Below are 18,779 nucleotides of genomic sequence, written 5' to 3' on the forward strand. Positions count from 1 at the left end.
CTGAAAATTTGCAACTCGAATCAAACAAGAACAATTGTTCGCTCTTATTCTACCATATGTTTCTTGGGCATGGAAGAACTAGTTGAGGAGACGAGAGCGTTGGCAAAGTATTCCACCTATTAAAGGTCGAGTCTTGCACAGTACGCCGTCCTACTCGATGCGGATGACTACCTTCCCGCGGACGTGTCCCGTTTCCGCTTCGCGATGAGCGTCTGCCGCATGATCCAGCGAAAACGACTTCCATATATGGATGGACAGCAACCCTTGGGTATACAGACCCACCAGCTCCTGAAGCCGCGCTCTTGACCGCTGGCTGCGAATGCTTCGGACACCGAGCTCTTCGGCCCTGTCGAAGTCGACGAGAGTCCCTATCCTCGCTTTGTTTTCAACCAGTTTTACCGAAACGGGAAGGGCCTCGCCTCCGACAGCATCGAGCGCAGCGTCTACGCCTCCTGGGGCGAGGGCTTTTACCCGTTCGAGAAGGCCGTCACCGTAAGCTACCGGAATCGCTCCGAGAGAACGGAGATACTCGTGATTGATCTGGCTGGCGGTGCCGATCACGGTGGCTCCCCAAGCCCGGGCCAGCTGCACCGAGAATGTTCCGACACCCCCCGCAGCCGCATGGATCAGAACGGTATCGCCTTCTCCCACGCCCAATTCCTCTAGAGCAGTGTGGGCCGTTTGCCCGGAAGCGGACATGACACCCGCAGTCTCCCACGGCATTTCCTTTGGCTTTGCGACGATCTGGTCGGCACTGACGACCACAAGCTCGGCATAGCAGGACAACAGGGACCAGCCGAGCACTTCGTCACCGACGGAATAGCCTGTGACGTTTTCTCCGACCTGATCGATGACTCCTGCAAACTCGTTGCCGAGAATCTGCGGAAACTTGACCGGATAATAAGGAGGACTCCAACCGCTGCGCACTGCCCAATCAAAAGGCTGGACACCGGCTGCCTTTACGCGCACCCTGACTTGATCCGCGCCGACCTGGGGATCGGCAAATTCCACCACCTGCAATACCTCCGGCGGCCCAAACGTCGAAAATGCTGCTGCTTTCATCATGTTCATCCTTTCTCATCATTTTTCACTAGTGCTACTTTCTCTGGCTTGTGGACTCCTCTGTTCCGGGCCGTCCTTGTACATTCCATCCCGAGCCTTTTGCTTCGTCAATGTGTAGGAAATCGAAACCATGGCGATGTAAAGGCAAGCCAAGACAAAATAGATACTGCTGTAAATACCGGCCTCTCCAGCTGAAGTTGCCGCGTTCACGTTCCCGCCGGCTTCTCCCAAGTCGACCACTTTGCTGTACACACTTGCAAATACTGCTACAGCGATGAAATTGAGCAGCGACATCATCCCCATTCCGACTCCGACCTGCTCCTTTGGCAGCAGCCTGGAGGTCGTGTTGGACAGCGCAATCAGCATGAACGTCTGCCCTACGTTGCCGAAGATCAGGAAAACGGCGATCAAGGCGGGAGAGAAACCTGCAAAAGTCGACAACAAGACAAAACAAGTAAAGAGCAAAGCCGATGCAGTAAAGAACAAAAAGGCATTTCCTTTCGAATCCGCGAGCTTTCCGCCAGTCCTCCCCAGAATGGCTGATCCGATGGCTGCCGGCACCATGACAAAGCCGACGCCCCCCGGAGCGAGCTGATTGAGATGAGACAGCATTTGCGGGCTCAAAAACGGAAGGGAGTAACCGATTCCGCTTGCGAAAAAAGCGAGTACAAGCATGAGGGTGTAGCTTTTGTTTTGAAATAGCTTCGGCTGCACAAAAGGCTCGGCAGTATGATGGATGCGGACTAAAAACAAGGCCAGCACGATCATGCCTCCCGCGGCAAGCAACCAGTTCCCGTTCGTTACAGCCAAAAGCAAAAGGCCTACTGTTCCCGCCAACAGCCCGCCGCCGAGCCAGTCGAGCCTGCTTTCCTGTCCGCGTTCATCATCCAGGTATTTTCGATAATAAGGGAGCGTCATGAGAGTAAGGAGAGGAATGCAAAACAACCACCGCCAATGCACAAAGCTGACAACGAAGGCGGCGACAATCGGAGCGAGCGCGCCTCCCAGCGCAAGTCCCGTAGCCGAGATGCCGAGAGCGCGTCCTCTGCTCTCCGGCGGGAAATAGCGGATCGGGATGATCATGCCTGTGGCCGGAATCACGGAAGCTCCCACAGCCTGTAAAATCCGACCTGCCAGAACCATCCAAAACGCCTGGGCCAAAAGGCCGATCATCGATCCAAGCGCAAAGGCCGCCAGTCCGAAGGTGAGCAAGCTTTTGAGCCTGTACGTGTCTGCCAGCTTTCCGTAGGTGACGCTTCCGATCGCATAAATCAGCATATACGAGACTGATACCCAGCTCACCTGCGCGAAGGAAAGGTGAAACTCGTATCGGATCTCGGGCAGCACGATGTTGAACATGGTCGCGCTCATCACCGAGATGACGAGTGTGACGGCCAAAAGGCGAATCAACTTTTCTCCTGCTTGTTGTGGTGTTGCTGTATTGATGTCTGTTCTCCCCTTTCTGTCTGCTTCCATCCGCTGGAACGGAACATGTGTTGTGTCGTTGGATCGCGTGGAACGCTTGCATTCGTCTTCGCTGTTGTCGGCCGGCACGTTTTATTCTACAATCGATACTATAAAAACAAAAATATTTATTAATATATCTCCTTATATACTGGGGTATATGAATCCGGGGTGATACATATGGAATTGCTGCAGCTGCATTACTTCAGAACCGTAGCGAGATTGGAGCATATGACGAAAGCGGCCCAAGAGCTGCGCATCGCACAACCGGCTCTCAGCAAAACGATTTCGCGGCTTGAGGAGAATGTCGGCGTGCCGTTATTCGACCGTCAGGGAAGGCAAATACGGCTCAATATGTACGGCGCGGCATTTTTGAAAAAGGTGGAGACAGCGCTGACCGCACTGGAAGAAGGCTGCAGAGAGGTGGCCGATATGGCCGGCTTGGAGCGCGGAAGCATATTTATCGCGACGCCTACGCTGCACCGCTTGTCCGAGCCATTGAGCGCCTTCCTGGCGCTGCACCCTACAGTTAATTTCCGCATCACGCAAGCTTCGCTGGAGGAAATGTCCCGGCTGATGGAAAACGGCGATGTCGATTTCTGTTTCACCGCCGTTCCCATCGACGTCCCATGTATTCAGCGGCTGCCTGTACTCAAAGAGGACGTTTTTTTGGCTGTTCCACCCGGTCACCGTTTCGCCGCCAAACGCAGCATACCTTTGCGTGAAGTGGCTCACGATCCTTTTGTCGGGTACAAGGAGGGCTACCCTTTTCGCAAAATGAATGACGAGTTCTGTCTTCAGGCAGGCTTTAAACCGAATGTTGTATGCGAGGTCGATGAACCTTCCGCCATCAGCAGCCTCGTGCAGGCAGGGCTCGGCGTCGCCTTTGTGGGAGCCTGCAAAAGCGACAAGAAATCTCCGCTGATCAAGCTGGAAATCGAGACTCCTGTTTGCCAGCGTACGTATCAGCTTGCATGGCATCAAAAGCGCTACCTCTCCAAGGCCGCACAGCTGTTCCGGGATTTTGTCGTGCAATATTTTGCCGATCTCCAGAAAGAATCAGGTACATCGTCGACTTTGTCGGACGACGGTTTTTCTCCCGCGAAAAATAAAAGAAACCCGGCGGTATAAAACGCTCGCCGGGTTCGTTCCTTCCCCACTTTCAAAGGAGAGGGGTTTATGCAGAATTTCGATTGGATACGGTGTAGTCGCGATTCAGCCTGCTTCTGGATCCCTCCTGCCCATTTTGAGAAAATCCCGGGACATGAGACCACCAGATGAATAGGGCTAGAACCGATCAATATCCGACCTCGACCGATGCGATGACCACATAAGCGAGATCATTTTGATCGTCCTTGTCAGCCAGAACAACTCCGCTACTCGTAAGCATCCCTCCGTCAACCACCTCAAAGGTCACTTCGCCGTATGGCAGTTTTGCACGAACAGCTTCCAAATCCAGCTTGTCCTTGTCAGCGGGGACAGCTAGCCGCACATTTACCTTCATGTTGTGAATATCGTGGTTGGGCAAAACAGACCGCAGACCCGGCATCGAGTTGTGGTGAATCGCATTTTGCACCGCTCTTATCGCTGCCTTCGTCACGTTTTGGCCATGCAAATCGATTCCCATGCCGATCTCGATAAACATTACGTTTTCCATATCTGTTTCCTCCTCTTGCGGACTTGAACGCTCTTTCATTTTACCATTCTTTTCTGGCCATTCGCTTCCAGACATTACGTCGATGGATGCACCAACGATTTATGTTCCCACGCTCTGCTCCTCCAGCGGAAAAACATCAGGATTCCCCTCGTCCACTCATCCGCCGCGATCGCCAGCCAGATTCCCGCTAAGCCCAAATCGAGCGAGAACGCGAGAAAATAGCCGAGCGGCAAGCTCATGCAGACCATCGAGAGCAGCCCCATGTACACCGGAAACTTGGCGTCCCCTGCCGCCCGCAAGGAATTGATCAGGATCAGGTTGAACGTCCGCCCGGATTCGAGCAAAATACTGAGCAAAAGGATTTGTGTCGCCAGCGCGATAATTTCCCGATCTTCAGTGAACAGCTCAATGATCGGCTCTCGGAACAAGATGACCACGATGTTGACGGCGATGGTCAAAAACAGCCCCCAACGCAAGCTTTTCCAAACCCGCCGGTACGCTTCCTCCGTCCGCCCTGCTCCCACCATGCGGCCGGTAACGATCGCTGTCCCCATCCCAATCGCCAAACTGAACAGATAGATGAAGGTAGAGATGTTCATGACATACTGCCGGGACGCCATTTCCACAGCCCCGAGAATCGTCGCGTAGTAGAGAAATACCGTTTGACACGTATTGTAGGTTACTTGCTCAAACGCGGAGGGAATGCCGATCCGCAAGATTTTTTTGATGTACTCCACCGAAAAGCTGAAGTAGTCCCTGACAGCTATTCTTACTTCTATCAGGCGGTACAGCAGCCAGAAAAAGATGAAGAGGGAAATGAGACGGCTTGCTACTGTCGAAATGGCTGCACCTTCCACTCCCAGCTGGGGGAAGCCGAGGTGGCCAAAAATCAGCAAGTAGTTCCCTGCGACGTGGATCACATTCATTCCCAGGGAAACGAGCATCGATTCTTTTGTATATCCGTACGTCCGGATAATGCTGGCCAGGGTATTAATGACCGCTTGCAGAAAGAGCCCTCCGCCGACAATTGTGATATAGGTTTGCGCGTAATGCAGAATATCACCTTGCAGATTGACGGATTGGAGCAGGGTTTTTCCGAAAAGGATAAAACAGGCACTGATCACGACCCCGATCATGAGGTTTAACGTGACGGCGATTGCCGATATTTTGGCCGCATCTTCCAGCTTTTTCGAGCCAATGTACTGCGCGATGACGATGGAGGCTCCGTTTCCGATGACCTCCATAATCAAAATCGCAATAAATATGTACTGATTGGCCGCGCCAACTGCCGAGACGGCGTTGTCCGAAACCGCGCTTAGCATGAACGTATCGGCGCTGCCCATGAGCATGAACAAAAACAGTTCCAAAAAGATGGGCCAGGTAAGTAAAAACAGATTGAAGTCTTTCGTGGTCGTCGTCTGCTTGCTTGCTGCCTTGGATGCGATTGATTTCATGATCGTACCTTTCCAAACCTTTGCCGCTGGCGACACCGCGTGCAGCGGGTGTTGCCCATCGGGATTCAATTTGTTTTACAGTGACAGAGAAAAACACGATACGTCGAAAGATGCATCGAAAACCGCTTTATCTTTTCGAAAACCATCTCCTCGCTCGAGGTATACAAATTTTAACAGCACTAACTTTTTTGCAAGACTTATTGTAAGCCAGTCCATGAAATGAATAAACAGTTGAAAGATTAAGATTGCGTAATTTGTAGTCCTTTGTTTGAAAAGTCCACGAAGAAAGCTGGCCTCTCGGAGACACGTCACAAGAAAAAGGCGCATGAAGCAATCGCCTTCATACGCCTTTGGCATCTAGTCCGCAAGCAGCGCTTCCGTCTCTGCTACAAGCTCGCGAAGCAAGTGCACTGCTCTTCTTGTGCTGGCCGTCTCTACAGACAAAAGGGTGATGACCTGATCGATCCTGACCTTGTAATCATTCGGCTTGACAGGAAAACGGTCGATCATCGCCGCAGCCTTTTTTTCATTGATGCAGTACTCTTCGTTCCTGGCAAATAAGACTTGGTTCAAGCAAGCGATCGTCCGATAGCAGCACCCTGCAACATACGTGATATCGTCATTCTCGACATTCTTGTCCGCGAACATTAAGGAGAACGAAGCTTCAAACATGAAATACCCGATCAACGCTTCCTGCAATGCCTTCGGATAGGGTCTCGTCTTCGCTTGCAGAGCGGCCAGTCTTTTAGCCGGGTCGTGCAAAATCCGGCAAATCGACAGTTCGCCCATGTACATGACATTCAAATAGGCATGGGGATGTCCGCTGTGATAATTCGTTGTGACAGAACCTGCCGTGCATTCATCAATCACCTGCGCGACCCTGTTCACATCGCGAAAAATAAAGTCAACATGGTACCCGTGGACAACGAGCCATCCTCCGCCATTGACCCACGGTCCCCAGCCCCCCAAAGGCGTAATAATATTCTGCCGATGTTCGTCATCCAGCTTCGTGGCGATCCTGCCGATCTCGTTTACGTCAAAGCCGGCCGCCTCATCGTAGTAAATGCCAATGTCGATGTCGGAAGAAGGTCTGTGCGTTCCTCTCGCTCTAGATCCGCCCAATACGATTCCTACAATGCCAGGTAAGTCTTGCAAACTGCTCGCAACTTCTTCAATGATTTTTTGCGCTGTCATCCTACTCATCTCCACATGGTCTTTATCTGATCGCTTACAGCTGCTGATCCATTTTCTCACCCTCCGCCGATACGGCAACCTGGCAATGCCGTACCCTGTTATTGATCGCAAAAGATGCTGCTATAAATGATGCGTAAATAAATAGGACAAGAAGAAATAGGCGCTAATGGCGGCTCCGCCCATGAACAGAACGCCGCTTTTCGTCTTCTTTTGAAACAGATGAAGAAAGCCGAAGCAAAAAAGAACCCCTGTCACACTAAAATACGCGATGCCCATCCAAAACACGTTCCACGGCAATAAGGCCAAATCTACGGTACCCAAAGAAACACCCCCTTGTTTCGACGATTCTCTCTCTTGAAAGGAACGGATTGCACCGATTCATTCCTTCCACGACTGCGGATGTTCCACATCTGCCAGCTCGGCTGCCTTTGCATTCGCTTCCACCTGGGATGGACTCTTGCACCCGGGAATCACCGTCGTCACGGCGGGATGCTTCAAACACCAGGCCAAAGCCCACTGCGCCATGTCCACTCCCGCAGGCACTTCGTTTCGCTTGATCTCCTCCACCTGCTGCAAAAGCGAGAGCACGCGCTCCTGATCGTGATTATGGCGGACATCGTTTTCCACAAAGACGGAACCGGGCTTATACTTGCCGCTCAAATAGCCGCTTGCCAGCGGTACGCGAGCCAGCACACCGAGATCATGTTCCCGGCAGGCGGGGAACACCTGCTCCTCAGGCGTTCGATCCAATCGGTTGTATACGACCTGTATGGTCTTGGCGCTTACTTTCGGTGCCGAGTCTGTCTGATGGATGTTGTCATTCTTGGCGATCGAAAGGCCGAGATGGCGAATTTTCCCTGCTTGCACCTGTTTATCCAGCGCGGTCCACAGCTCGTCGTTGTCAAAGGCTTCGTTCGGGCCGGAGTGGAACTGATACAAATCGATATAATCAGTCTGCAGCGCCAGAAGCGATGCGTCCAGCTGCTTCAGCACATCGGCTGCACTGTAGTCGTTCGTACGCGTAAACTTGCCGTGGAAGTGATGGCCGAACTTGGTCGCCACCACCCAATCTTCCCGCCGATCCTTTTTCAGGAAGCCGCCAATCAGCTTCTCCGACAAATGATCGCCGTAGCATTCAGCCGTATCGATCAGATTGATGCCCAATTCCTTGGCTTTATGCAAAATTTGGTCTGCGTCCTCCTGGGAAAAATCCATGCCCCATTCGCCGCCAAATTGCCATGTCCCGATCCCGACTACTGACACCTTCAAATTCGTTTTTCCCAATCTGCGGTATTTCACGGGAGATCCCCCTTCTGCTTGCCATGATACGGTCAGAATACATGGAAACCGGGCTTCTCGTCAATTTGTACAATGCAAGTACTGTCTGAGCCTGATTTTCGTATGTATCCCGTGAGAGGGATGGCAGGATACTGCCTGTACAGGTACAAGTATACCTGAAAAATCAGCAGTCCCGCCATCAGACTTAGCAATATGGCGATCCATGCGTCTTGCTCCGAATGAGTCCCCAATGGAATCATAAGCGAACTCCCCAATTCAAAAAATACAAGCAAGCCGAACAGTTGTAAAAAAAGACTAAGCAGCATACGCTTAGTCTGGCTTGCGTACGGCTTAGCCTTTTTTCACGTTTGTTATTTCATCTGATTCGCTACGGACAGCAAATCCGCTTTGGCAACATTCATAGATGTCGAAGTAATCGTGTAGAGTACAGCGGTTCCGTCTTTTTGCTCGATCCAATTGAGTTCATGCGCCTCTTTTGCTTCAATAAGGAAATTATTCGCAATGCTTCTGTAGTAGCCATCCTAGCCGGCAATCTTAACTTTTTACACTGCTGGTTGCAGACATATAACGCAGTTGCTGAAAATGCACATCGGTCCCTTTACTTCAAAGTTGCGTCGTTGCTATAGTGAAAGCGGAGCCTACGCAAAAGGAGTTTTGACATGCTGCTTACATTTTTGTCATGGCTGGGCGGGGTACTCGCTGTGCTCTTCGCGATCCTGCTGGGATATGTGGCTTACCGCTATTGGTATCACATGGGGCGGCTTCCGAAAGCCACTCCCCGGTCTCTCAAGAGTAAACCGGTGCCCTCGACCTGGAGAGATGATGAAGTGACCTTTACTTGGGTCGGGCACTCAACTATCTTGATCAACCTTTTTGGCACAAAGATTTTAACGGACCCCGTCCTGGGGGAAAAATTGGGCCTTCGGATAGCGGGGGTTCATTTTGGGCCGAACCGTTATACGCCACCCGCTCTGGAGTTTGCGGAAATCGGCGATGTGGACATCATTTTGATTTCCCACGCCCACATGGATCACGTCGATCTGCCCAGCTTGCGGCAGCTCGCGCGAACATCCATTCACGTCATCACCGCCAAAAACACGAGCAAACTGATTGCCAGGATGCCCTTTGGATCGTATGAAGAAATCGCTCCGCATGAAAGCGTTCGCACTGCCAACGGGGTGAAAGTTACCGCCATCCCTGTTCGTCATTGGGGCAACCGCTTTCCGTGGAATACAGACTATGGATATAACGGTTACGTCATTGAAAAAAACGGTGTTCGCATCCTGTATCCGGGGGACACAGCTTATATTTCTTTTGAAGCATTGCCGCAGGCTTTTGGAAGCATCGATATTGCCTTCATGCCGATCGGAGCCTATAAACCGGATGCGTATCAGGCTGCGCACTGTACGCCGGAGCAAGCCTGGGAAATGTTCAAGCAAAGCGGTGCCAAGTGGCTCGTGCCCATTCATTGGAACACATTCGTTCTCTCCGAGGAGCCTGTCCATGAACCGATCCAGCGTTTGCTCGCGGCAGCCGGTGAGGAGAAAAACCGCATCGTCATCGAGGAACAAGGAGAAACATTTGTCCTTCCAGTCACGTAATCTGGAAGGGCTTTTTCTTTTTTTCGTCTGCCCTCTTGACTGGAAGAACACCCCTTTGAAATAATACTATTAAGTAACATTACTTTTTAGTATCTTTTAGTCTATCGAAGGGGATGAACGATGTTGGTTCGCGAAAAGGGTTGGAAAGGCAAAGAAAGCCGGAAGCGACTGCTGGATGCAGCTGCCGAAGAGTTTGCTTTGCGAGGATTCCATGACACAAAGGTCAGCACGATTGTGAAACAGGCCGGTTTCACCCAGCCGTCCTTTTATCTCTACTTTCCCAGCAAAGAAGCAGTCTTTGAAGAAATTGTCCAGGAATTTCAGTCCGATCTTGGCGAGCTTACGGCGTCTCTCCGTCTGGAACCAGGGATCGAGCCGGAGGAATTGCTAAAGCGGGTCATGCAGGCGCTGGAGAAAATTTTCCGTTTCCTTGTCCGCAATCCGCATAAGACGCGAATCGGCCTCTTTCTCGCGCCGCAAGCGGAACAAATCAAAGAAGCGCTGACTGCTCATCTGCTGGAAAACCTGCGGGCTGAACAGGCAGCAGGCTATTTTCGGTCCGATGTGGAGATGGCGACGGTTGCGGAATGCCTCATCGGAATGATAGAGCGGTTGACGGCGACATACCTGCTGCCAGGCAAAAAAACGCCTGCTGAATTGGCGAAGCAGGTCGTCGATGTGCTTATGTACGGAATGCTTCCGCGTGAAAAACAGGCTGGACAATCTAACAAATGGGAGGAATAAACGGATGGGATTGAATATCATTCAAGCCGTATTGGCGCTGTTTCTTTTGTCGGGGGGAATCATCAAGCTCGCACGTGTCCCGTTTCAGGTCGAGCATTGGAACCATTATCACTATCCTCTGTGGTTCATGTCCGCAGTCGGCATTTTAGAAGCAGTCGGAGCGCTCGCTTTGATCGGAGGGATCTGGAACCGAGCTTTGGCCATTGGCTCTGGAGCCCTCTTTGTCGTTCTGATGGCGGGGGCTATTCATGCCCATCTGTTTCGAGCTGAGCAGCCGATTGTCACGATCCTGCCAGCGGCGATCTGCCTGATTCTTTCTATCATCATTATCTACTCGAAGCTATGATCATTAAGTTCAATCATCAAAGACGCGAAAATAAGAAACCTTGACGGTACCGTTGCTTTTTTCTTCCCGGCTGGATTCTCCGCTCATAAAAAAGATTCAGGACAGGCCCCGCAAAAGGAGCCGACTCCTGAATCTTTTTGACTTCCCGTTATGCCGACGACATGCTGGTCGAAGCGGTTATGCCTTAGCGTTTGTTGACAACGATCAGATAAACCTCACCGTCTGCATTCGTCCACAAATCGACTTTATCTGTAGACTTGACTTTATTTTCATCCATGTCAGAACCATCGTAGTATTTCACTTTTGCGTCCTTGGCCAGCTTGATGCTCGTGGAGACGTTGGAGAAGAAGACGTATTTGTCTCCGTTCACACGGGATTCGATCCCGATAAACTTCTCTTCTTCCTTGGCCAGCTTGCCCCCAGCAACGGCCTTCGTCACCTCGCCATCGCGGTTCAGTGTCAGGGTCACCAGTTCAAACTGGTCTACATCTTTGACCGTATCCGCATTCAGGACCGTGTATGTCTTGCCGTTCACTTCAATCTCGGCCGATTTCGTCGAACCGTTTTCGTTCACCACTTCGACAGAGTCGACGACACCGCTGAGTGTTTTAGGAGCGCCTGTCACTGCCTTCACCTTGCCGTCATTGTTCAGAACGAGCGTGTACTCTTTGTCATTGGTATCGGCATTGGAATCGATCGATACGCCGGACAGAAGCTCGTATTTCTTTCCGTTCACTGTGATGGTTTTGCCCGACTTATCCGTTACATACCCGACAACAGTCTGCTTTTCTGCTGTCAGCTCGACAATGTCGGTTGTTCCCAGATTGTATTTCCAGCTGACGATCCGGTAGTCATTCAACTGGTCAGCCTTGATTGTTGTAGCGGAAACAGAAGTTCCGTCAATGGTCAGCTTGGCGTTCGCCAAAATGTTGTACGTTTTGCCGTCGACCTTGATCGTCGCCAGCTTTGCCGGGCTGCCCGCTTCATACGCTGTCGTTTTCGCAACCAGCTTGCCTGCCGAAGCGGCTACTCCCTGCTCCACTTTAATCAGATTTCCATCCTGGTCGAAAGTAAGGATGGCTACGCTGTTATTTTTCAGATCGTCCAATTCCGATACCTTGTCCTCGTCCACGTACAGCTTCGTATCCTGGAGGACTTCGTATTTATAGCCGTCAAAGCTGATCAGGTTGTCATTCGAATCGACTTTGATCGTTTGCGTGGTGCTCAGTTTCGTATAGGTGACAGCAGACGCTTTTCCGTCTACATCGAGCGTCAGCTCTACCAGGTCCCCTTTGTCAATGTCAGCGAAGGATCCGCTTGTTTGCTTGGCCAGCGGATGGGCTTTCCCCTTGATGACGGCATTGGAGGTCAATTCATACGTTTGATCGTCCAGTTGAATTTCTTTCTTGGCCTTTGTGCCGCTTACGGTCGACGTCTTTTTCACGATGCCCTTCGTCGCGTTATCCGAAATGGTGATGGAAACGACCTTTCCGTCTTCGTCGATGACGGCGACGAATTTTTTGCCGATGTGAGAGCGGGAAACGGTTACCCCGTCCTCAACGTCCATCACGATCTCTTTTCCGTTGACAATCGCCTTGAATTGTTTCTCGTCACCTACGGCGCTGCTGAAATTCAAGCCCGTTTTTACGATGCCCTCTACGATATTCGTGTCGGCTGTCACCACGATCAGGAAGGCAATCTTTCCGTTTTTCTCGATGTACTCGACTTTTGCGCCTTTGACGATGTTGCCAAATACTTGTGCGTTGTCAGCGATCGTCGCTTCTGTCTTTTGTCCGGAAAGCTTCAGCTTTTTCGAAGACTTGTCGTACGAATCCACCGTTCCCTTCACGACCGGGAGCTTTTGAATGGTTCCCTTTGCATTTCCGTTCTTGTCGTAATAGGCGCCGTTGGCATAAACGGGCGTCTCCATGAAGAAGTCCGTAAACTTGGCTACGACATCGCGCTTCGCTGCGGCAGTCGGATTTTCTTTTGAATCGTAAATACCAGCCTTGTTGGCTTCAAGCATATACGGATGGTACCATTGACCGGTCGTCGAAGCCGGTACACTGACTTTCAAGCCTTGCACATATACGGTCAAAGCCTCTGCCACTTTTACGGTGTTGTTTGGCTTGAATGTGCCGTCCGGGTAGCCTTTGATAATTCCTTGGGAAACGGCAAGATTTATGTAGCCTGTAGCCCAGTGGTCTGCCGGCAAATCCTTGAACGCTGTCTTCCCTTTCATCAGATTCGCCTGCTCGTCTGTGTAGCCCATAGCCAATACGGCGATTTTGGCAAACTCGGCCCGCGTCACTTCTTTGTCCGGTTTAAAGGTGCCGTCCGTATAGCCCTTGAGCACGCCGGCATAATTCAGCTTCAGGATGGCTCCTTTATAGGCGTTCTTTGCGATATCGGACAAGGGAAGAGCACTTGCGGCCATTCCGGTATTCGACACCGCCAGCAATCCGGCCAAAATTGCGCCTGCCATTCCTTTTTTTGCTGCTTTTGTTGTTAACACTTTGAAGTGATACAAAGTAACTCCCCCATTACTCAATTTAATGTTTTGCTTTCATGCGTTTTGTTCACGAATGTATTTTCCTTCTCTTAATCTGTCATTGCGCAAATTTTGTCATTTTCGCTTCTTTTAGAAAAAGTATATACGCTTCATGAACTGGTGATTACTTGACGCTCGTTGCAATAGAAATGTTGCAAGGGAATAGATGGAAACGAAAAAAGTCCTTTAGCGCAAGCTATCGGACATTATACGACAATAATCTATACAATTTCTGAAATGGGCAGAAGCAGGGCAGTCACTTGCTTTCCGCTCACCTGGATGCCCTTTTCCTGCTTCCCGCAGTGGCCGAGCTCCTTGATGAGCCGCTCGATCAGCTCTTTCGCCGCCTGTGTTTCCTTTTTCTCCAGACGAACGCACAGCTGTACGGCATCTCCGGCTTGCAAGATTCGCTCCGCCTGCCTTTTCTTCGTATCGTAATCGTGCTCCTCAATATATGCTCCCAAACGGATTTCCTTCGTCTTGCGTCCTTGTGCGGCTTTGCGCTCTTTTTTCTTTTCCTGGACACGCTGCTGCTGATAATCGGCTCGACTGACAAGCTTGCAAGGCGGCGGACTGGACGCCAGTGAAAGGCAAACCAGGTCGACATTGAGTTCCTTCGCCATTCGCAACGCCTCTCTGGCAGATACGATCCCCAAGTCCTCTCCTGCAAGTCCTGTCAGCTCTACTTCGGCGGCTTTGATTTTTTCATTGATCAGCATATACTCCACGCTCTCTTCCTGTATCGTTCCTTCCTATTTTCTTATACCCGCCGAAATAGTCAAGGCGTGCTGCAATTTTCATCTTGTCCTGTACGGCATGTGCGGCGCTCGATTTTTGTTCTCCCGCTGTTTTCGGTATAATGAAGGGATGACACTTCGCACGGAGGCAATGATTCCATGTTGCAAAGAGAGCTGACGCGGGAACAAATCAAGCAGCTGGGTGAACAAGTCCTCGTTAACATGGAGGAACATATCGTCGAGCGCGGATACCAGTATTTTACCGATGGGATGGTGTTTAACGTACAAGCGGCTGATGGCATTCACCTTTGCAGCGATGTTCAGGGATCCGCCGTTTATCACGTCGAAATCGACCTCGCTGCGTTTGCCAGCAGCACCTGCACCTGTCCGTATGCCCGCTTATGCAAACATATCGCCGCCACATTCTTTCAAGCTTACAGCGTGTTTGAAAATCCGCGAGTTTTTATGAACGGACTGCACAAGCCGCGGAGTCCCGCCTTTTCTTCCGCCATGCTGGCACCCGCCTATAAAAGAGTGACCAAATCCGGGACACATTCACCGAACCCATCTCCGCTCAGCGCTTCCCTGCCGCTAGAAAGCAAGGTGAGCGACTGGTGGATCTTCTTTGAAAAATGGACACGAAACCTTCCGCTGGCCATGGAGACCTCGCGTCCGTCCGCAGAGCTGTTTTCCAGCTACGAAAACGTTCTCGGGATTACAAGCACTTGGCCGGAAGAGCTGGCACAGCTATTTTCCGCTCACGCCAGCCTGTTTCATTTGCGCAAGCTCCAATCGTTTGTAAAAGAAGCACGCTCTTCCCACTGGACATTTGACTTGACCCAAACGGCAGAAAGACTCGTCGAGCAGCTGGAGGCTACCCTCTATTATCTCGACAAGGATAGCTTGCGGCGACAATTTCCCTCGTATTTGGAAGAGACTCGCGAGATGACCAAGGAATGGAAGCGCTGCGATTCCGCCGGGCTTCGCTGGATACAGGCGTATCTCCTGCTGTGGACGTATGTATTGAATGATCCGGAGTGGATGCAGGAGGAAATGGACGAGCTTGATCGCCTGATCCGGAACCTGTCCGACAGCGAGCGGGAACGGTTCTCGATCATGCAAGCCCATTTTTTCCTTATGAACGGAGAGGACGAGAAATCGCTCCGTATTTGGCTAGGAGCGAAGCCGCTTCCCTTGTCCTTCTACCTGCCGTACATGAAGGCCTTCGCGCGGCATCAGGAATGGGAGCGTTTCTTGTACTGGATCGACAGGCTGGAGAGCTTGATCGGAGCGGCGAATGGTCCCGAATATCGGCTGATTGTCGCCATCTGGCGGGAAGCGCTGGTGCAGCAGGGCAGAGCGGCCCAGGCCGGACCCCTGCTGAAACGGTTCCTGCCGGCAAGTCTCCCCGACTACTGCACATACCTGTTTGAAAACCGGCAGTACAGACAATTCCTGGATGTGCTGATGACCTACCACGACTCGTCTGAACAGATCAATCAGCAGCAGGCCAATATCATTGAGGAGCTGGAACCGCTACTGCTTCTGCCGATGCTGATCCGCGAGATCAATCAACAGATCGGGACGCGAAATCGAGCGGGCTATCGGCAAGCGGCGAAATTGCTGAAAAAAGTGCGGGCCTGCTACCAAAAAACCGACAAGCCTGACGTTTGGGAGCAATTCATCGATCGGCTGGCTTCCAAGCACAGTCGGCTGCGGGCGTTTCAAGAGGAGTTAAAGAGAGGAAATTTGATTTCATGAATGTCACCTTGCATATGTTTCTTACGGGAGGACTCCTGTCAGACGGCCGGTTTTTCCTCAAGGCGGAGGACCGCATGGGCAACCTCGTTCATCCGGACAGGGCGGCAGCCAGTCTGTTCGCATGGGATGAGCGTTCTTTTTACGGAACGTTTCTGGAAAAAACAGACGAGGGCATCCTGCTGGAGACAATGGAGACCCTGTTTTTCCTGGTCTCGCCGAAATGGCTTGAGCACGTCTCCTTCGCGCTGAGCGAAGACTTGCTTCGCTGGCAAAAAGTCGCCCGGCAAATCGTCAAGGCTTTGGCAACGGGCAACTTTCTGCCGAACTTCTCCGAATGGAACAGGGGGAACTACGGGTGGAGACTGGATGACCCGCAGGAACCGCTGTCGGCCGAGGGAGAACGCCTGCTCACTCTTGTTTTAAACGACCTTCTCTCGCAACGAGGCGGCGTACGAACGGCCTGGCACGGGCTGCGCAGACAGTTCCCCGCTCTGGACGTGCTGGGAGATGACTTGTCACCGCATATGGGAGAGTCGGAATGGCTGCAAACGATCGGCTTGCGCCCCGACGATACCCCTTTCCGCACATGCCTGCAGCTGACGGAACCAGAGGGTGAAGCGGCAGACTGGTCTCTCAAGCTGCTTTTACAGGATCGGGAAATGCCTGACCGCGTTTTCGAGATCTTCTCAGGTAACAGCGGCGACAATCAAGCGGTCCCTCTACGGATCGAAAATCAAAACGAGATCATCCAGGCTGATCCCGAATCCGAGACGACGATGCCGGACGCGTGGCGGGCGTATCGCCATCGTCTCATGAGCGATATCCGGAAGTGCAAGGAAATCCTCCCTTGGATGCAAAATGAAGCAACAGGTCTCCCCCTTCCGGCCAGCTTGACCAATGAGCAGGCCTGGACATTTCTGACAGAAAGCAGTTTGCAGCTCGTCCAGGCGGGCATTCACGTCTTTTTGCCTGTGTGGTGGGAACAGGTGAAACGGACCAAGCCTCGAGTAAAGATCAGGGTGTCCGGGCATTCATCAGGCAAAAGTCCTGCCTATTTCGGCATCAGCCAAGTGATGGATTTTGAATGGAGGCTCGCGATCGGTTCGATCGAGCTCGGCGAAGCAGAGTTTCAGCAATTGCTTGACCAAAAGCAGCGTTTGCTCAAGGTTCAGGGACAATGGGTGCAATTAACCCCGGCGCTGTTTGCGCAGATGCAGGAAACGCTGAAGCGGACGACCGGAAAACATCCGCTCACGCTGCGCGAGGTGATGAAGCTCCATCTGGCCGGCCCGGAGGAGTCGCCCGATACGACATGGGAGGACTGGGACAGACCAACTGTCCTGCCAGTCGAGGTGGATCTGAACCGGCATCTTTTTCAGCTCATGGCGAAGCTTCAGGATACGAAACGCATTCCGCTTGTCGAACAGCCAGCCGGGTTTCAAGGTAAGCTGCGCAGCTATCAACGGGAAGGCAGCTCGTGGCTGCTCTTTTTGCGGCAGTTTGGCCTGGGAGCATGTCTTGCGGACGACATGGGGCTGGGAAAAACGATTCAGTTTATCACCTATCTGCTCTCTCTCAAGGAAACCGGATTACAGCAAAGCTCCTCCCTTTTGATCTGCCCGACTTCCGTGATCGGCAACTGGCAAAAGGAGCTCCAACGATTCGCTCCGTCCCTGTCCGTCTACGTCCACTACGGAACGGCCCGCCATAAGGAAGAGGCTTTTATACAAGCGGCAAAGAAAGCTGACCTCGTGATCACCTCCTACTCTCTTTCCTATCTGGATGAGCGGGAGCTTGCTTCTCTTGCCTGGAGCTCGATCTGCCTGGACGAGGCGCAGCATATCAAAAACGCCCAGACCAGACAGGCGACAGCCATTCGCGGCCTGCGGGCCGGGCATCGCATCGCCTTGACCGGCACACCGATCGAAAACCGATTGACAGAGCTGTGGTCGATTTTCGACTTTTTGAATCCCGGCTACCTGGGGAGTTTGCGCGAGTTCTCGCGGCGCTTTGTCCATCCCATCGAGCGCGATCAGGATCGGCGGCTGGTTCAGCAGGTGCAGCGGCTCATCCAGCCCTTTTTGCTGCGGCGGGTGAAAACAGATCCGCAAATCCAGCTGGATCTGCCTGCATTAAATGAAGGAAAGGAATACGTGTCGCTGACGCCCGAGCAAGGGGCGCTGTACGAGAGTACGATTCAGTCGATGTTTGATCGGCTGGACCAGGCTTCCCCGATGCAGCGGCGCGGGCTGATTCTCACGACGCTCACCCGGCTAAAGCAGCTTTGCGATCATCCCGGGCTGATCGACAACGTACTGGGTGCGCCGGATGAAAAGAGCCGCTCGCCGAAAATGGAACGCCTGCTGGAGCTGATCGGGGACATCAGGCAGAAAGGCGAACGCAGCCTGATCTTTACCCAGTACATCGAGATGGGCAAGCTTTTGCAGCGTGTCCTGGAAAAAGAAGGCTACGGGCCGGTCCTGTTTTTAAACGGCTCCACGCCAAAGGATATGCGTGACTGGATGATCTCCCGCTTTCAAGATACCGCCTTGCCCGACGATCAACGTGCCTCGATCTTTATCCTGTCCCTCAAGGCGGGTGGTACCGGTCTGAATTTGACGGAGGCCAACCACGTCTTTCACATCGACCGCTGGTGGAATCCCGCTGTCGAAAAGCAGGCGACAGACCGGGCGTACCGGATCGGACAGCAGCGCAATGTACAGGTGTACAAATTTATCTCTCTCGGGACGATCGAAGAGAGGATCGACGAAATGATGGAAAGAAAGCTGAGCCTCAGCGAGCAGATTGTCGGCAACGGCGAAAGCTGGATAACCGAGCTGTCTACGCAAGAGCTGCGGGAGCTGTTTCTGCTCCGCAGCGAGTGGCTTGATCTAAAAGGATAGGTGAAG

Annotated in this window: 16 protein-coding genes; 6 read left to right on the top strand and 10 right to left on the bottom strand. The window is 52.1% G+C overall.

All coding sequences use genetic code 11. The features are described 5' to 3' along the window. Window positions 1-150: 150 nt before the first annotated feature. Together Q3F21_RS07170 and Q3F21_RS07175 are read right to left on the bottom strand one after the other, a co-directional pair. Window positions 151-1,062: an NADP-dependent oxidoreductase gene (locus Q3F21_RS07170; RefSeq protein WP_340250817.1), complete on the bottom strand. Its 912-nt coding sequence runs from the start codon at window positions 1,060-1,062 to the stop codon at window positions 151-153. A gap of 18 nt (window positions 1,063-1,080) precedes the next feature. Next, on the bottom strand, window positions 1,081-2,508 hold the full coding sequence (locus Q3F21_RS07175) for an MFS transporter (RefSeq protein ID WP_425341228.1): 1,428 nt from the start codon (window positions 2,506-2,508) through the stop codon (window positions 1,081-1,083). A 198-nt stretch (window positions 2,509-2,706) separates the two neighbouring features. On the opposite strand from Q3F21_RS07175, the gene Q3F21_RS07180 reads away from it, so the two are divergent. After that, window positions 2,707-3,657, top strand: coding sequence for a LysR family transcriptional regulator (locus tag Q3F21_RS07180; RefSeq protein WP_340250818.1), 951 nt, complete (start codon window positions 2,707-2,709; stop codon window positions 3,655-3,657). Between the two features lie 166 nt (window positions 3,658-3,823). Here Q3F21_RS07180 and Q3F21_RS07185 read toward each other — a convergent pair whose 3' ends face one another. From Q3F21_RS07185 to Q3F21_RS07210, 6 genes are all read right to left on the bottom strand, one after another. Further along, window positions 3,824-4,183: a Lin0512 family protein gene (locus Q3F21_RS07185; RefSeq protein ID WP_340250819.1), complete on the bottom strand. Its 360-nt coding sequence runs from the start codon at window positions 4,181-4,183 to the stop codon at window positions 3,824-3,826. 74 nt (window positions 4,184-4,257) lie between these two features. Next, the gene (locus Q3F21_RS07190; RefSeq protein WP_340250821.1) at window positions 4,258-5,637 is read right to left on the bottom strand and encodes an MATE family efflux transporter; all 1,380 of its coding nucleotides are present in this window, start codon (window positions 5,635-5,637) and stop codon (window positions 4,258-4,260) included. A gap of 357 nt (window positions 5,638-5,994) precedes the next feature. After that, window positions 5,995-6,831 carry a nucleotidyltransferase domain-containing protein gene (locus Q3F21_RS07195; protein ID WP_340250823.1) on the bottom strand — a complete coding sequence of 279 codons (837 nt, stop codon included), beginning with the start codon at window positions 6,829-6,831 and terminating at the stop codon, window positions 5,995-5,997. 120 nt (window positions 6,832-6,951) lie between these two features. Next, window positions 6,952-7,152 (bottom strand): hypothetical protein, encoded by a 201-nt coding sequence (locus Q3F21_RS07200; RefSeq protein ID WP_340250825.1) that lies wholly within the window; start codon window positions 7,150-7,152, stop codon window positions 6,952-6,954. A gap of 57 nt (window positions 7,153-7,209) precedes the next feature. Then, complete coding sequence (locus Q3F21_RS07205) at window positions 7,210-8,130, bottom strand: aldo/keto reductase (protein WP_340250827.1); 921 nt, start codon at window positions 8,128-8,130, stop codon at window positions 7,210-7,212. Window positions 8,131-8,162: 32 nt separating this feature from the next. Then, window positions 8,163-8,435, bottom strand: coding sequence for a GerAB/ArcD/ProY family transporter (locus tag Q3F21_RS07210; RefSeq protein WP_340250829.1), 273 nt, complete (start codon window positions 8,433-8,435; stop codon window positions 8,163-8,165). 354 nt (window positions 8,436-8,789) lie between these two features. On the opposite strand from Q3F21_RS07210, the gene Q3F21_RS07215 reads away from it, so the two are divergent. From Q3F21_RS07215 to Q3F21_RS07225, 3 genes are all read left to right on the top strand, one after another. Further along, a complete protein-coding gene (locus tag Q3F21_RS07215) occupies window positions 8,790-9,731 on the top strand; it encodes an MBL fold metallo-hydrolase (protein WP_340250830.1) in 942 nt (313 codons plus the stop codon). Between the two features lie 120 nt (window positions 9,732-9,851). Further along, window positions 9,852-10,475 (top strand): TetR/AcrR family transcriptional regulator, encoded by a 624-nt coding sequence (locus tag Q3F21_RS07220; RefSeq protein WP_425341222.1) that lies wholly within the window; start codon window positions 9,852-9,854, stop codon window positions 10,473-10,475. Between the two features lie 4 nt (window positions 10,476-10,479). Then, on the top strand, window positions 10,480-10,821 hold the full coding sequence (locus Q3F21_RS07225) for a DoxX family protein (protein WP_340250831.1): 342 nt from the start codon (window positions 10,480-10,482) through the stop codon (window positions 10,819-10,821). A 184-nt stretch (window positions 10,822-11,005) separates the two neighbouring features. Here Q3F21_RS07225 and Q3F21_RS07230 read toward each other — a convergent pair whose 3' ends face one another. After that, window positions 11,006-13,306 carry an S-layer homology domain-containing protein gene (locus Q3F21_RS07230; protein WP_340250833.1) on the bottom strand — a complete coding sequence of 767 codons (2,301 nt, stop codon included), beginning with the start codon at window positions 13,304-13,306 and terminating at the stop codon, window positions 11,006-11,008. Window positions 13,307-13,593: 287 nt separating this feature from the next. Beyond that, window positions 13,594-14,091 carry a translation initiation factor IF-3 gene (gene infC / locus Q3F21_RS07235; RefSeq protein WP_340250999.1) on the bottom strand — a complete coding sequence of 166 codons (498 nt, stop codon included), beginning with the start codon at window positions 14,089-14,091 and terminating at the stop codon, window positions 13,594-13,596. Window positions 14,092-14,268: 177 nt separating this feature from the next. On the opposite strand from infC, the gene Q3F21_RS07240 reads away from it, so the two are divergent. Together Q3F21_RS07240 and Q3F21_RS07245 are read left to right on the top strand one after the other, a co-directional pair. Continuing rightward, window positions 14,269-15,870 (top strand): SWIM zinc finger family protein, encoded by a 1,602-nt coding sequence (locus Q3F21_RS07240; RefSeq protein ID WP_340250835.1) that lies wholly within the window; start codon window positions 14,269-14,271, stop codon window positions 15,868-15,870. Further along, window positions 15,867-18,773 (top strand): DEAD/DEAH box helicase, encoded by a 2,907-nt coding sequence (locus Q3F21_RS07245; protein WP_340250837.1) that lies wholly within the window; start codon window positions 15,867-15,869, stop codon window positions 18,771-18,773. The genes Q3F21_RS07240 and Q3F21_RS07245 overlap by 4 nt, the downstream gene beginning before the upstream one ends. The last annotated feature ends 6 nt before the right edge of the window (window positions 18,774-18,779 follow it).

This window comes from Brevibacillus borstelensis, assembly GCF_037834415.1.
Classification (GTDB): Bacteria; Bacillota; Bacilli; order Brevibacillales; family Brevibacillaceae; genus Brevibacillus; species Brevibacillus borstelensis_A.